Genomic DNA, 15,251 nt, shown 5'->3' with positions numbered 1-15,251 from the left:
AATGTAATATAAATATCATTCAATCTGTCATTTATAATATGGAAAAACACATTGTATTTATAGCCACCCTGATTTGTTCTTTTTCGGCAGCACAAACCAAAGACACTGCCAACATCAACAAAATAGAAGCAGTTACGGTGAACGGTAAAAAAGTTATGGTGGAGCGTAAAGTGGACCGTCTTGTTTACAATGTCCAGAATTCTATGCTTTCACAGGGTAGTTCGGGAACTGAAGTTTTGGCAGGAACACCTTTACTGCAGGTTGATGAAAATAAAGGACTGCTGTCCATTGCCGGAAAAAATGGCGTTGCTGTGATGGTTAATGACCGGATGCTGAATCTTTCCGGATCTGAGTTGATTAACTATCTTCGAAACCTTCGTTCGGAAAACATATTGAAAGTTGAAGTAATCACCACTCCTCCTGCCAAATACGAAGCTCAGGGAAACAGCGGGATAATCAATATTGTTCTTAAAAAAAATCAGAATCCCGGATGGAGCGGCTACCTGACCACGAATTATACCCAAAAGACTTATGCAGCATTCAGCACAGTAGCAGGAGTAAACTATCAGAATGAAAAAATGAAAGCATCTATCAAGCTTCAGGGTTATGACGGAGATAAAAGATCAGTGGAAAATTATAAAATTACCGGGCAAAGCTCTTCTGTAAGCAGGGATGAAAGACGGGATATGAATGACGGAGTAGGATTAAACGCCAGTTTTGATTATTCCCTTTCTAAAAATTCCAATATCGGACTGGTATATGATATTTCGAGAGGACATTCCAATATGGATATCAATTCAAAACAAAATTACTTTACCGGGACCACTCCTACTTTGCAAACAGACACAGATTCAGAGCACCGTTCTTCATTTACTTCACAGATGCTTAATGTATATTTTGATCAGAAATTTGAGGAACATAAGCTCAGCATAGGTGCTAATTATTATGGAAATCTGCCCGATACAGAGGTAAATTTTACCACAAGAAATGTAGCTAACAACTCAACACAGGTCGTAAAAAATCTTTCTTCAGTAGATTATAAGATTTATTCGGGGCAGGCAGATTTATCTTTAAATTTCAAAAAAATACAGTTGGAAACCGGAGCAAAATACAGTCAGTTTTCCAATAATTCGGACATCGGATATTTTAATTTAATCAATGGAAATTACACCATAGACCCTGCAAAAAGTAATCTTTTTGATTATAATGAAAAAAATTATGCCGCTTATATCAGTGCCAGTAAAGATCTTGGCGAAAAATGGTCTGTGAAAGCAGGACTTCGTTATGAATATTCACAATCCAGCGGTTTCTCTCCTTCCACACAGGCAAAATCTGAGAATAATTACGGTAAATTCTTCCCTACGGCTTATCTTTCTTATAAAGCCAATCAGGATAATCAGTTCAGCATTAATTATTCCCGAAGAATCAACCGTCCTTATTTCCGGGCTTTGGATCCGTTCCGATGGTATTCCAATCCAAACACGTATTATTCAGGAAATCCGGGCCTGCAGCCTTCTTTTAACCATAATATAGAACTTAACTATATGTTTAAAAGTAAATTTTCGGCCAATCTTTATTATCAGAGAACAATAAATAATTTTGATCAGATTACATTCCTGACCGGAATTAACCTCGTTAGCACGTTTGAGAATTACTATAATCAGGATAATTATGGTATCAATCTGAATTACACAGATACTTTCTTTAAAATCTGGGAAAGCAATATTTCGACTTCGTTCAGTTATAATGAGACTCAGATTACAAGGTTCAATCTGGTTCCTAAAAACGGACAGTCGTTTTATTATTCCGTCAATAATACATTCCAGCTCAATAAGGCTAAAACGTTAATGCTATTTGTCAACTACTGGCATAATCTTCCTTCCCGTGACGGATACACCGCTGTAAGAAACAGAGCAAGTTTTGACGCCGGAATCAAGATGAGCTTTGTGGAAAAAGCACTCCAGGTTAACCTTTCGGTGAGTGATATTTTTAAACAGTCCGGATATAAGGGAGATATGTATTTTACAGATAATACACAGTCATTCAACAACTATTGGGATGCCCGACGAATGACACTCAGCGTTACCTATAATTTGGGGAACCAGAAAATCAGATCCAATAACAGAGCGGTGAATTTCGAAGAGAAAAACCGTGCACAATAATAATTTAACAGTAATTTAAAAAAAATAAACTCATGAAAACCTTTTTTTATATTTTTCTTGTATGCCTTTCTACATCAGTATTCGCTCAAAAAAAGCCTTCAGATTATTTTAAAAATCCAAAGACGAAAGTTTTGGTGGTAGGCTCCTTTCATTTTGATTATCCTAACCTGGATGCCCATAAAACCAATAAGGAAGATCAGGTAGATGTACTTTCTCCTAAAACAGCAAAAGAGGTTACAGAACTGGTAGAATATATCAAAAGATTTAAGCCGACAAAGATTGCAATTGAGGCCTGGCCGGGCTGGAACGCCAATCAAAAGCTGAAGGAATACAGCGAAGGCAAACACCGTGACAAAAGAGATGAGCGTTATCAACTCGCTATGAGAATAGCCAGTGAGCTCAAAATAACTGAATTGTTCAGCATTGACGCAGAATCTATTCTGGATGACCTTGAAAAACATTTTGGGAAAACTGATTCTGCATTTTTTAAGAACCTCAGCAAAGATTATGATTTCAGAAGTGATGACCCGATCTCCCAACAGTTTACGGCCTTCTATAAGAGTTCTGAACCTAAAAATTTCAAATCTCTTCTGGATACTATTACTTATATTAATTCCAAAGAAAGCCATCAGTACGGATACGGGGCCTATCTTAGTGGTGACTTTAAACTAAGAGAATATGACGGCGCGGATATGCTGGCACTTTACTGGTACAGCAGAAACCTCAGAATGTTCCGCAATATTCAAAACATTCCTCACAACGGTGAAGACAGAATTCTTGTGATTGCAGGAAATGGACATGCGGCGGTATTAAGACAGCTTTTTACCTCTTCCGCAGAATATGAATTCATTGAATTTTCTTCCCTGAAATAAATAAAAAGACAGAGGTTCAGTCTCTGTCTTTTTTATCAAAACTTCGGTCTTTATATTAGAAGCTGAATTCAATTCTTGCGAACAAGAACCTTCCGCCTATACCGTACTGGGAAACCTGTCTGGAATACACAAACTGGTTATCAGCCGTTAACGAGCTTATAGCAGGGCTTTTAGAAGGCAAAATATTAAAGATATTATTACTTCCTACTGTTGCTGAAATATTTTTATTAAAATTATAGCCTACTGATAGGTCTGTTATCACGCGGCGGTTAAGGACGAAATGCTCTGTACTTCCTGTTACTCCATCAAAGTTAGCATCCACAACATCTGCATCGGTCACTTTACCAAAGAAAGAATTACGCAGTACGAAAGTAAAGCAGGAAACTCTTACCGTATTGCCCAATGTAGCTTTTACACGGGGTACAGCTTCTTCAAAATAGATTCTGTTCGGTTCTGAGAAATAATTATTGATTTGACTTACCAATTTAGGAGATGCGTGGATATCCCCTATTCTTTTAGTCTGATTAAAATTGATTCCCAGATTATTCTCCAGGGAAATTCCTGATGAGATTTTTGAGTTCTGGGAAATAGTAATATCCAACCCTTTTGTCTGAGAATCTACTGCATTAGCAAAAAAGTTGGCAGCGCTGGCTCTTGCAAGATCAAAAGCATCCTGTAAAACGGCCTGATCCGAGCCGGGAGTAAAATTACCATCAGGGCGATAGAAGAGATCGGTTAGTACGACTCTGTCTTTGATCTTGATTAAATAAGCATCTGCTGTGAAAGTAAGGCTTAATGCCGGAATCTTCCAGGTAATTCCTGTACTGTAGGATTGCGAAGTTTCCTGCTTTAATTTTGGAATACCCAATGCCTGTGCAGCCTCAGAATTATTTCTGAAAGTACCTACCTGCGTTGTCTTCCCCTGCTGAATCAGCGTAGAAGTAGAACTGTAATAGATTTGTGCCAATGAAGGTGCTCTGAACCCCGTAGAAACAGCTCCTCTCCAGTTGAGATTGGAAGCCAGTTTTACATTGGTTGCCACCTTATAATTGAATGTAGATCCGAAATCTGAATAATTCTCATACCGTACAGCTCCTTCCAATAACCATCTGTCCGTAATTTCCAGTTCTGCATCAGCATAAGCTGCAATACTGTTTCTGTTTCCGGAAACAGCATTTTCAGGACTGAAGCCGGGGAAAACCTGAGCTCCTGCAGGTCTTACACTTCCAAAAAAATCGGTTACTTTTTCATTTTCAGGGGTTTTTGCCGTTACTACCCGGCCATAGATATCGTAAGAAGCATAAGAGTTTTCCTTTCCTGCATTTACTTTATAATTTTCATGCCGGTATTCACCACCAAACGCAATGTTCAATCCTTTCAGGACATCATATTTTTTGGAGAAATCCAGGTTGACAGTATTTTGTGAGAATTCAGATCCTCCCGCATCAAAAGTTCTTGGAGAACCATCTGTAAGTGATGCATTAAAAGTATTGACAACACCAAAACCGAACACATTTTTCCCGAGTGTATTACTGAAATCCACATTCCAGCCCTCCCATTTTCCTTTAATCCCGGCAGCAAGGGAATAATCATTTACAGTGGCTTCAATCTGAGGCAGATATCCGTTGGGAGTAACTGCATTAATATTCCTTTCATTGTTCGGAAGCCTGTAAAATCCTCCTGCATTTCCAAGGCGGTAACTGTAGCCACCAAATGAATAAACCTTCCATTCATCATTCACAGGAATTTCAGAGTTGAAGAAGAGCTGTCCGGACTGTAGCTTAGACTGTCCGGCTCTCAAACTGAAGTCTTTTCTCTCCAATCCTCTGTAATTAAGCTCCTCAGAGGTAAAATCTCTGCCCAATATTTTTTGAAGCTCAGAAATGCTGTTTGCCCCGGAAATCTGAGATTGGAAATCAGGCGCAAAATATCCAACCTTAGTCGCATACTGCTTAATGGTATTGATGATTTGCTGAGTATTGGAAGTATTGGTAATATTTTTATAGAGCCCGTCAATATTCACTCCATCCTGTAATGCCCGGTAATTAATCGCATTATAGGCGTTGAAAATATCTCCTTCCCTCACTCCGGCTCTGGAATAAGGATCACGGTATTGCGCAGAACCTGTAATGTTAAAAAATCCTGATTTTCCTATTTTAGCTCCATAATTAAGGTCTACAGAAACAGTCTGTCCGTCTACCCCTCCGGAGAAATTGTTGGCAACTGGTGAGGCATATCCACCTAAAAATACCTGTCCGGAAAGTCCCAGCCTTTTTTTCAGTCCGAGGTTTATCACTCCCGCAATCGCATCAGAGCCATACTGGGCAGCAGCTCCATCCCTTAAAACCTCTATTTTTTCCAATGCAAAAGCTGGAATTGCATTAAGATCGGTTCCCACAGAACCTCTTCCCGGTGTAAGGGTAACATTAATCAGTGAAGACTGATATCTTCTTTTTCCGTTGAGTAATACCAAAACCTGATCCGGTCCTAACCCTCTCAACAGTGCCGGATCCACAAAATCAGTTCCGTCATTTACAGTATGTGATGTGGATGAAAATGAGGGTACGATATAGTTTAAAGCCTGGCTGATATTATTCGTCGGGCTCTGTTTTAAAATTTTAGATATATTAATGATATCCACCGGAACAGGAGTATCCGTCAAAGATCTTCCGGAACCCCTTGATCCAAGGATAACCACATCATCTATTTTCTTTGATTGTAAAGTGTCCGTCTGTGCGTAATAAAATGAAGAAATAAGCACGATAGAAGGAATAAAAATTCTTTTTTTGAAATTATGCATGTTTGTTGTGTACTTTTTTGTTGATGAAATTTGTTTTTTAAGCAATACAGATCCTGTAGCCCTAAATTGTAAGGTTACCATAGAATTCGAAATGTTTGTATTATTTTTTAGAAATAGAAAAGGCTAGAAACAACAACACATGCGCATGTAGAAATGGCATGAGAACATATCAGAGTAATGAAGGCTCACTTCATGATCTGAAGAATAAAAAATTACTGATGGAATGTGATTTCCCTTGTCTTTAAACATTTGATTTTAACTTTTAAAACAAAAATTCAAGATGGGAGTAATGACAGAATGATAAACATTTTTTCCGGAAGATCCGGCTTATCGATTGCAGCACCTTGCTTGTTTTTGCAGGTTGCTATCCCATCTAGAGATTCTTGATAATTACCCGGCAAAGATATAATTATTTCCGAAATAAAAAAAATTTAGCCTAAATTTTCGATTTTCAACATTTTAGCGTAACAAATTATCTTTTTCAGCGTCTAACCGGATAACAGTAAAAACATTATGAAAAAAACAATTTTCGCTTTATCCTTATTAAGCTCCGTTCTTATTTTTTCTCAGGAAAAAAGTAATAAACCTCAGGAAAAGCAAATTGAAGGCGTAGTCATTACCAAAACTAAAAAAGCCGTTGAACAAAAAGCAGACCGTACTATTTTTGACTTTTCTGAGCAGCCTCAGCTGAATAACGGAAACGTCCTGGAAGGAATTAAAAAACTTCCGGGACTTGTATCTACCGATATTGCCGGGATGATGTATCAGGGAAAAATGCTGGAAGTATATCTTAACGGAAGACCTCTGAACATCACTTCCAATGAATTAAACTCCTTCCTGGAAGGGATGCCCGCCAATTCCGTAGAGAGAATTGAAGTGATCACCCAGCCAGGTGCTGAGTTTCCGGCAACTTCCGGAGGTGCGATTATGAATATTATCACCAACAAAAACGCTAATAAATATTTAACCGCTACCTATTCTGGAAATTATTCTTTCACAAATTATGACAAATACAGAAGCAGAACGACTAACTCTGTTAACTTAAATGCCAGAAATAAATACTTCGGGTGGCAGCTGAATGTTGGGCAGAATTACCGTGAAAGTATGCTGAATGGCCAGCAGGATGAGCTTTTGAGCAGTCATACCGATAGATATGCACGTGGATATTTTGCAAAATCCGGATTGACTTTTGATTTAGGGCAGGACAGGTTATTATTGAACTATGATATTTATCACAATAATAATGACAACTATACTTTAAGTGACGGGCATGGAGATTTACCGTTCAAGAGAAATCCGAAGGATTTAAAAGAAGCTTTTTATACTTCTTCTGACGTTGCCCATACCAATAATTTGAGACAGGAAGCGGTTGTAACCTATCAGAAACGTTTTGCTGACAAATCTCAAAAACTGGATTTCCAGTTTGGGTATACAAGATCAGACAGCAAATTTTCTCAGGATAATTACTTTCAGGATGGGACGTTTGTAGCTTATCCCAATGAGCCTCTTGATAGCCCTACCAATGGATTAAAAGATATTCTGAATAATAAATCTGTGATGAATATTGCCAACTTCAAAGTAGATTACGCACAGCCGATCAAGCTTCTTGATGGTGGGAAAGTAAGTTTTGGAGGATTATATGAAAGACAGGATTATGATACAGAAAGTTTTAGACTGACCAATCTTGAATATCAGAGACAGACTGCTTCAACGTATTTAGAATTTCAGGCTAAACTGAAAAAGTTTGATTTCACGTTGGGATCCCGTGCTGAAAATTATGATATTTCCGGGGTAACAAGATATTTTGATAAAGATGCAAAACTGGTAGAGGCTAATTTAATTCCCTTCAATAAATTTAAATTTTTCCCGAACGCAAGTGTACAGTATAACATGATGAATCAGGTTTATATTGCCGCAAATTACAACAGGAAAATCAGTCTGCCTAGTATTTCTGCCCTGAACCCGAATAACGTAACATTCTCGGGACCTAGTACAGAAGTAAATGGTAACCCGAATCTACAGCCTACTATTTTTGATAATTATGAATTGAAAATATCAGCTTTTGATTATGCGTTTATCGGGTATAGCGTAAGCTCGGCAAGCAATCAGGTAGCACAGATCATCCGAAAAGACGGAAGAAAACTCTTCAATGAGCAGGTGAATATTTCAAATATGAAAATTCACAATTTCAATGTGGGGCTACCGGTTCCTTTTATGATTTTCAGTAAGCCTTTGAGTGAAATCATGAAATTTAATTTCAATCCGGATAAAATTAACTTCATGTACTTATATGCAGGATATCAAAAGCATGAAATTGATAATCTGAACAATAAAGGGTTCTGGATTTTCAATATCATGACTCAGATTATTTTGCCTAAAGACATCAAACTGACAGCCAATTACAGCTATCTGACTCCAAAGGCAGGATATTTCTACTTCACGGCAGAAAAACCATTCAACAACTCGTTTGATATTACATTGACGAAGAAGTTTATGAACAACCGTCTGACACTTTCTGTTTTTGCAAACGATATTTTCAACGGACAGGTGATGCAGGTACGTTCTAATCCGCCATCAGGAAATCCGGTGATGATCTACAGCAAATACGACACAAGAAATTTCGGACTTTCCATCAATTATAAAATTCCGACGAGAAATAAATTGGCGAAAGAAGATCCGAATATTTTAAATCAGACCAAAAAAGAAGATACCGGAGGCGTAATGCAGCAGGCACAATAATCCTTCTTTGTAATAAAATAAAAATAGGCGGTAAATAATTACCGCCTATTTTTTTGCAGGTAAGTTTTGGCTAAAGCCAATGGATGGTTTTATAAAAGTAAAACGGGCTAAAGCCCTTTCCTATTGATATGTATTGCTGATAAAATGGTGTTATTTATGAAAACATTTGTGATATTAGTGTTTACATTTACATCAGAAATCTACCGTCTGAAATCTCCAGTTCAGCGCGTCTACCAATGTCAGCTGATTCAAGCTTACCGGAAGATCAGTAATAATTTTCAGGGTCTGAAGTGCCATCATACTTCCTATCATTCCGGGGAGGGCACCCAATACACCAAGGCTGTCACAATCCGGAAGATCTTCATCAAAGGGCGGTTCCGGGAAAATATCTCTTAAGTTTTTACTTCCGTTATGATTAAACACAGCAACTTGGCCTGAAAATCCTAAGATACTTCCGTAAACCAGAGTTTTATTAAGTTTTACGCAGGTATCATTCACCAGGTATCTCGTTGAAAAATTGTCTGAACCATCAATAATAATATCATATTGAGCAAGGATTTCCTCAGCATTATCTTTATTAATTTTTCCTTCAATTCCTATGAATGTAACCTGATGATTGAGTTCTTTTACAAAGGTTTCAGCGCTTTTCACTTTGGATAATCCCACTCTGTTTTCGGTATGGACGATCTGCCGGTTCAGATTATGAAGTTCAACCTCATCAAAATCTGCAACACCTAAAGTTCCTACTCCTGCTGCGGCCAGATATTGAATAACAGGACTTCCCAAACCTCCTGCCCCGATGACAAGAACTTTAGATGACCTTATTTTCTTTTGTCCTTCCAATCCAATCTCATCAATAAATATCTGCCGGCTGTACCGTGAAAAATAATCTTCTTTCATAATTATCATTGAACCATTAAGATTCTTTAAGCTTTTAAGAATAGTTAAGTTGAGCTTCGCTTGAAAAAGCTGTCTTAAAAATCTTAGATTTTTCTTAATTCAACTTCATCTCTTCAAAATCCTTAATGGTTTTAAAATTTTAAAATCCACTGTAAACAGAGTCCCAGTCTTTCATTACAGGATCATAGCCTGCTTTTTTGATCATTGTTTTAATCTCTTCCATACTTCGTTCGTCGCTGGTTTCAAACTGTTCTAAAGATTCTTTATCCACTACATAACCACCAGGATTTGTTTTTGAACCCCCACTCATAGCAGTTGCTCCCAGAGAGACAATATTGTTTCTGAACACTTCATTTTCTCTGGTAGATATGGAAATCTCAAGGTCTTCATTCCAGATTCTGTAAGCACAGATCAGCTGAAGAAGATCTTTATCTTCCATGATAAAATTGGGTTCAATAATTCCTTCGGCAGGTCTGAGCCTTGGAAAGGAAACAGAAAATTTACTTTTCCAGTACTGTTTTTGAAGATAATCGATGTGTAAGGCATTGAAAAAGCTGTCTACTCTCCAATCTTCAAGCCCAAGCAGAACTCCCAATCCGATCTTATGAATTCCTGCTTTTCCTATCCTGTCGGGAGTTTCCAGACGAAAATGGAAATTTGATTTTTTACCTTTCGGATGGTACTCCCTGTAAACATCCTGATGATAGGTTTCCTGATAGACCAATACGGAATGTACCCCTTCATCATGAAGCAGTTTGTATTCATCTTCCATTAAAGGCTGAACTTCGATGGAAATATTGGAAAAATGAGGCTTAAGCTTACGGACAGCATTCTGAAAGTAAGGAACTCCTACTATTTTATTGGCTTCACCGCTTACCAGTAATACATGATTCACTCCCATTGATTTCAGAACTGATGCTTCAATCATCAGCTCCGTATCAGAAAGGGTCTTCCTTTTCAGATTGTTATCAAGACTGAATCCGCAGTAGGTACAGATATTCTGGCATTCATTGCTGAGATACAGCGGTGCATACAACTGAATGGTTTTTCCGAAACGTTTCTGGGTAAGTGTCCTCGTCATCACAGCCATCATTTCGAGCTCCTGAGAAGCGGCTGGCGACAGAAGATTAAGAAAATCATCAATCGTTTTGTTTTTCTTCTGAAGACTGTATCTTACATCGGCAAGACTTACATTTTCAAGCTTATTCTTTACCTCATCCCACTGGTAGTTTTCAAAAACCTCTTTAAAGCTTTTCATAATCCTGATTATTCAAATAAAAATGAAGTCAGCGGACTTGAAGCTTCAGCATGGCTGGAAATGGCTCCCAACCCTGATTCAAAAGCTCTTCTTCCGGCAATGACACCTTCTTTGAAAGCAACAGCCATATTCAAAGGATTTCTGGCTACAGCAATGGCAGTATTCACCAAAACGGCATCTGCTCCCATTTCCATTGCTTTTGCGGCATCTGAAGGTGCCCCGATTCCAGCATCTACCACTACAGGAACGTTGCTCTGGCTGATGATTATTTCAAGAAAATCCTGTGTTTTTAGTCCTTTATTCGTTCCAATAGGCGCTCCCAATGGCATTACCACTGCGGTTCCGGCGTCTTCAAGTCTTTTGCACAGAACCGGATCGGCATGAATGTAAGGCATGACAACAAATCCTAATTTCGCCAGTTCTTCAGTGGCATATAAGGTTTCAATGGGGTCCGGCAGTAAATATTTCGGATCGGGATGAATTTCCAGTTTTACCCAGTTGGTTTCCAGTGCTTCTCTGGCTAATTGAGCTGCCAATACGGCTTCTTTGGCAGTTCTGGCTCCGGAAGTATTAGGAAGAAGATGAACATGGGTTTCTTTTAATGAATCAAGCAGATCATCTTCATTGGATTGGGCATCAATCCTTTTCAGCGCCATTGTCACCATATTGGTTTCAGATGCCATGACAGATTGTGCCATATCTCTCATACTTCCGAATTTTCCTGTTCCTAAAAACAGTCTTGATTCAAAAATTCTTCCTGCTATTTCTAATTTCTGATTGTTCATATCATTACTTTTTTTAATTCGTTAATAATAGCGGGCTGCCTGGTAATAATCCCGGAAACAGCAACACCGTAAATCCCGATTTCCTGTAGCGGTAAAATATCTTCAGGATTAACGCTCCCAATGGCAAATATTTTAGGTATATCAATGGATTGCTCTCTTAATCCATCTATGATTTTCTGATATCCTTCATACCCAAGGACAGGACTTAGTTTTTCTTTAGTTGTCGTAAACCTCAATGGTCCCAAACCGATATAGTCGCAGGATTCATTGATTCTCTGAATGACATCCGAAAAGGTATTGGCTGTTCCGCCAATAATTTTGTTTTCCCCCAGAATCAGTCTTGCTTCATCGACAGAACAGTCATCCAATCCTAAATGTACTCCGTCAGCATCTACTTCTCTAGCGATCTGTACATGGTCATTGATGATACAAACCGACTGATATGCAGAGCAAAGTTGTTTTGAAATTTCACAAAGGTCGGTTAATTCGTTTTCAGGCGCATTTTTCCATCGAACCTGTACCCATTTGATTCCATTATCCAAAGCGTTACGGATATGCTTTTCCTGTTCCTGTATTGTATTTCCCTGTGATATGTATTGTAATTTTTCCATGTTTCTATGAATGCGTTCCCAATAAAGAGGAATTGCTTTTTAAAAATTTTTCGATGTATAATTTCCCATTCCGGCAGGCCGTTTCCATATTTTTCCCCATCGCCAGTTCTGCTGTAATGGCTGAGGATAAAACACAGCCGGAACCATGCTTTGGAAAATAGGTTGTATTCCTTTCGGCTGGAGCTAAAACAATCTCTTTTCCATTTTCAACTAAAATATCTGTTCCCAAATGATCTTCTCTATGTCCTCCTTTGATCAGCAATGCGCATTGATGAGTGTCCAGCAGAAGATTATTTTCCTTTAAAACACTGTATTCGTTATAATTAGGTGTAATCAAACTGAGTTTATGAACAATTTTTTTTAATTGAGGAAGAATTTCAAGATCAAAAAAATTAAAGTCCGAAGTGCTTTTCAAAACGGGATCCCAAACGATTTTCACTTCGGGATTTCCTTTTTGAATTGTTTCCACAATCTTACCCAGAAATTCGGCATCCTTCACTATTCCAATTTTCACGGCCGAAACGAAATAGTTTTCCATCAGCACCTGAATGGCTTCAGTTACTTCATCTATAGGCCGCCATTCCAGGCTTAAGCACTTGGAAGCGGTCTGTAATGTTAATGCCGTACACACTCCCAATCCCATTACTTTTGAATGTTCAAAAGTTTTACTATCTGATAATAAACCTGCTCCGCCACTGGGATCGAAGCCTGCGATACTTATGACATAAGGACGTTCCTGCATTTTTTGAATACTTTTAAGGGTTCTTCACTTTCCCAGATCGCACCCAATAGGGCTGCTCCATCTACATTTGATTCTAAAACTTCGGGAATATTACCCTGATCAATTCCTCCGAGGGCAATCAATTTGACATCCGGATTATTCCGGTGTTTTATTTCTTCCTTTATGGTAGAATCCAGTCCATACCCTTTTTTCGATATACTTGGAAAGAACGGGCTTATGAAAGCATATTCCCATTCTTTATCCAAAGTATTATAGGTTGTGATATCATGTACCGAAGTTGAAATGGTATTTTCTTTCACAAAAGTCTTATACATTTCTTCCTGCCGATCAATCTCCCTGAAATGAAACCTTGAAATCGTAAATTCCTTCCCAAGATCATAATACGTATGCAAAACCAGCTGTGAATGAAAGGTTTCATCAATCTGGGTGAGGAATTCAATCATTTCATTACGACTGATCCATGGTTTACGGATGTGAAGCAGGTCAAGACCTTCCTGAAACATCTGATTAATACGATCAGTTTCGTTCGGAATAATCAATTCAGGAGTGATAACAAGGATCATATATAGATTTCTTTCCCTTTTTCAATAAATTCCTGTGATTTATCCAGCATTCCTTTTTCTGCAGATTCACGGATTTCCTGAGTAATTTTCATCGAGCAGAATTTTGGTCCGCACATGGAACAGAAATGGGCAATTTTTGCTCCTTCTGCCGGAAGGGTTTCATCATGATATGCTCTTGCTGTTTCCGGGTCTAATGACAGATTGAACTGATCTTCCCATCTGAATTCAAACCTTGCTTTACTTAATGCATTATCTCTGTATTGTGCGCCCGGATGACCTTTTGCCAAATCTGCCGCATGCGCTGCCAGTTTATAGGTTATTACTCCAACTTTGACATCATCTTTATTCGGAAGTCCCAAATGTTCTTTTGGAGTTACATAGCAAAGCATCGCACATCCAAACCATCCGATCATGGCAGCTCCAATCCCTGAAGTAATATGATCATAACCCGGTGCAATATCCGTTGTTAAAGGGCCTAAGGTATAAAATGGAGCTTCATGGCATTCTTTCAGCTGTTTATCCATATTTTCTTTGATCATATGCATTGGTACGTGCCCGGGACCTTCAATCATTACCTGTACATTATGCTTCCAGGCAATTTTGGTCAGTTCACCTAAAGTTTCCAGTTCTGCAAACTGCGCTGCATCATTGGCATCTGCAATAGATCCCGGACGAAGACCGTCTCCCAGAGAGAAAGCCACGTCGTACTTCTTCATGATTTCACAGATCTCCTCAAAATGGGTATACAGGAAACTTTCTTTATGATGAAATAAGCACCATTTTGCCATAATCGATCCTCCTCTGGATACAATTCCGGTTACTCTGTTGGCTGTCAGGTGAATATACCTTAGCAAAACGCCTGCGTGGATGGTAAAATAAGAAACTCCCTGTTCAGCCTGTTCAATCAGTGTATCTCTGAAGATTTCCCATGTAAGATCTTCAGGAACACCTTTTACTTTTTCCAGTGCCTGATAAATAGGAACGGTACCAATCGGAACCGGACTGTTTCTGATGATCCATTCTCTTGTTTCGTGAATATTTTTACCGGTTGAAAGATCCATAATGGTATCAGCTCCCCAGCGGCAAGCCCATACTGCTTTTTCTACTTCTTCTTCAATACTGGATGAAACGGCACTGTTTCCGATATTCGCATTGATCTTTACCAGGAAATTTCTCCCGATAATCATAGGTTCGCTTTCCGGGTGGTTGATGTTATTGGGAATAATAGCTCTTCCGGCAGCAATTTCGTCTCTTACAAATTCCGGGGTGATCTTACCTTTCGGAGTATTGGCTCCAAAGCTGTGTCCGGCATGCTGAAATGCCATTTCTTTTGATACGGATTCAAGCTGCTCTATTCTTTGATTTTCTCTGATGGCAACATACTCCATTTCCGGAGTAATGATTCCCTGCTTCGCATAGTAAAGCTGGGTAACTTCTTTTCCTTCCTGTGCCACTTTAGGTTTATGATCATAGGAAAACCTTAGTTCATCCAGACGAGGATCGGCTAAACGAGCTTTGCCGTATTCAGATGTAATTCCGTCTAAGATATTCACATCATTTCTATCCAGAATCCATTGTTCTCTGATTCTTGGAAGCCCTTTCTGAATGTCAATGACTGCATTTTCATCGGTATAAGGCCCCGAAGTGTCATAAATGGTTACCGGAGCATTATGTTCAAAGCCGCCATTGGTCAATTTTGTGGGGCTAAGCTGTATTTCACGCATGGCTACATTGATTGGGTGTAATTTTCCTTCAACATAGATTTTCTTTGAGTTCGGAAATGGCGAACATGTAATGGAGTGAGCCATAAGTATTGGTA

The 15,251-nt window shown here is 38.7% G+C and carries 11 protein-coding genes and 1 riboswitch; of the genes, 3 read left to right on the top strand and 8 right to left on the bottom strand.

From position 1 onward, the window contains the following. Positions 1-38: 38 nt before the first annotated feature. Positions 39-2,162: a TonB-dependent receptor domain-containing protein gene (locus AC5YGI_RS09590; protein WP_496168093.1), complete on the top strand. Its 2,124-nt coding sequence runs from the start codon at positions 39-41 to the stop codon at positions 2,160-2,162. Positions 2,163-2,194: 32 nt separating this feature from the next. Next, positions 2,195-3,034 carry a DUF5694 domain-containing protein gene (locus AC5YGI_RS09585; protein ID WP_496168091.1) on the top strand — a complete coding sequence of 280 codons (840 nt, stop codon included), beginning with the start codon at positions 2,195-2,197 and terminating at the stop codon, positions 3,032-3,034. 55 nt (positions 3,035-3,089) lie between these two features. On the opposite strand, the gene AC5YGI_RS09580 is transcribed toward AC5YGI_RS09585, so the two are convergent. After that, positions 3,090-5,834 (bottom strand): TonB-dependent receptor plug domain-containing protein, encoded by a 2,745-nt coding sequence (locus AC5YGI_RS09580; RefSeq protein WP_496168089.1) that lies wholly within the window; start codon positions 5,832-5,834, stop codon positions 3,090-3,092. A 297-nt stretch (positions 5,835-6,131) separates the two neighbouring features. Continuing rightward, positions 6,132-6,229, bottom strand: a riboswitch (SAM-I-IV-variant riboswitch). Between the two features lie 118 nt (positions 6,230-6,347). Between AC5YGI_RS09580 and AC5YGI_RS09575 the strand changes: the two genes are divergently transcribed. After that, a complete protein-coding gene (locus tag AC5YGI_RS09575) occupies positions 6,348-8,573 on the top strand; it encodes an outer membrane beta-barrel protein (protein WP_496168088.1) in 2,226 nt (741 codons plus the stop codon). A 192-nt stretch (positions 8,574-8,765) separates the two neighbouring features. Here AC5YGI_RS09575 and AC5YGI_RS09570 read toward each other — a convergent pair whose 3' ends face one another. From AC5YGI_RS09570 to thiC, 7 genes are all read right to left on the bottom strand, one after another. After that, positions 8,766-9,482, bottom strand: a complete 717-nt coding sequence (locus tag AC5YGI_RS09570; protein WP_496168086.1) for a HesA/MoeB/ThiF family protein — start codon at positions 9,480-9,482, stop codon at positions 8,766-8,768. Between the two features lie 130 nt (positions 9,483-9,612). Beyond that, entirely contained in the window at positions 9,613-10,731 is a 1,119-nt protein-coding gene (gene thiH, locus AC5YGI_RS09565) for a 2-iminoacetate synthase ThiH (RefSeq protein ID WP_496168084.1), read from the bottom strand. An 8-nt stretch (positions 10,732-10,739) separates the two neighbouring features. Beyond that, positions 10,740-11,516, bottom strand: coding sequence for a thiazole synthase (locus AC5YGI_RS09560; protein ID WP_227942639.1), 777 nt, complete (start codon positions 11,514-11,516; stop codon positions 10,740-10,742). Then, on the bottom strand, positions 11,513-12,127 hold the full coding sequence (locus tag AC5YGI_RS09555) for a thiamine phosphate synthase (protein WP_496168083.1): 615 nt from the start codon (positions 12,125-12,127) through the stop codon (positions 11,513-11,515). The genes AC5YGI_RS09560 and AC5YGI_RS09555 overlap by 4 nt, the downstream gene beginning before the upstream one ends. A gap of 4 nt (positions 12,128-12,131) precedes the next feature. Beyond that, positions 12,132-12,869, bottom strand: a complete 738-nt coding sequence (locus tag AC5YGI_RS09550) for a hydroxymethylpyrimidine/phosphomethylpyrimidine kinase (RefSeq protein WP_496168082.1) — start codon at positions 12,867-12,869, stop codon at positions 12,132-12,134. Next, a complete protein-coding gene (locus tag AC5YGI_RS09545) occupies positions 12,845-13,432 on the bottom strand; it encodes a thiamine phosphate synthase (RefSeq protein WP_496168081.1) in 588 nt (195 codons plus the stop codon). Before AC5YGI_RS09545 ends, AC5YGI_RS09550 begins: the two co-directional genes overlap by 25 nt. Beyond that, positions 13,429-15,240 (bottom strand): phosphomethylpyrimidine synthase ThiC, encoded by a 1,812-nt coding sequence (gene thiC / locus AC5YGI_RS09540; RefSeq protein WP_446107294.1) that lies wholly within the window; start codon positions 15,238-15,240, stop codon positions 13,429-13,431. Before thiC ends, AC5YGI_RS09545 begins: the two co-directional genes overlap by 4 nt. Between the last annotated feature and the right edge of the window lie 11 nt (positions 15,241-15,251).

The organism is Chryseobacterium sp. CS3K3.1, assembly GCF_059515165.1.
Note: the sequence above shows the minus strand (reverse complement) of the source record. Positions and strands in the feature narration are given on the sequence as shown.

Coding starts and splice junctions, on each gene's coding strand:
- AC5YGI_RS09590 (WP_496168093.1), top strand. CDS start 39: ATGGAAAAACACATTGTATTTATAGCCACCCTGATTTGTTCTTTTTCG.
- AC5YGI_RS09585 (WP_496168091.1), top strand. CDS start 2,195: ATGAAAACCTTTTTTTATATTTTTCTTGTATGCCTTTCTACATCAGTA.
- AC5YGI_RS09580 (WP_496168089.1), bottom strand. CDS start 5,834: ATGCATAATTTCAAAAAAAGAATTTTTATTCCTTCTATCGTGCTTATT.
- AC5YGI_RS09575 (WP_496168088.1), top strand. CDS start 6,348: ATGAAAAAAACAATTTTCGCTTTATCCTTATTAAGCTCCGTTCTTATT.
- AC5YGI_RS09570 (WP_496168086.1), bottom strand. CDS start 9,482: ATGATAATTATGAAAGAAGATTATTTTTCACGGTACAGCCGGCAGATA.
- thiH (WP_496168084.1), bottom strand. CDS start 10,731: ATGAAAAGCTTTAAAGAGGTTTTTGAAAACTACCAGTGGGATGAGGTA.
- AC5YGI_RS09560 (WP_227942639.1), bottom strand. CDS start 11,516: ATGAACAATCAGAAATTAGAAATAGCAGGAAGAATTTTTGAATCAAGA.
- AC5YGI_RS09555 (WP_496168083.1), bottom strand. CDS start 12,127: ATGGAAAAATTACAATACATATCACAGGGAAATACAATACAGGAACAG.
- AC5YGI_RS09550 (WP_496168082.1), bottom strand. CDS start 12,869: ATGCAGGAACGTCCTTATGTCATAAGTATCGCAGGCTTCGATCCCAGT.
- AC5YGI_RS09545 (WP_496168081.1), bottom strand. CDS start 13,432: ATGATCCTTGTTATCACTCCTGAATTGATTATTCCGAACGAAACTGAT.
- thiC (WP_446107294.1), bottom strand. CDS start 15,240: ATGGCTCACTCCATTACATGTTCGCCATTTCCGAACTCAAAGAAAATC.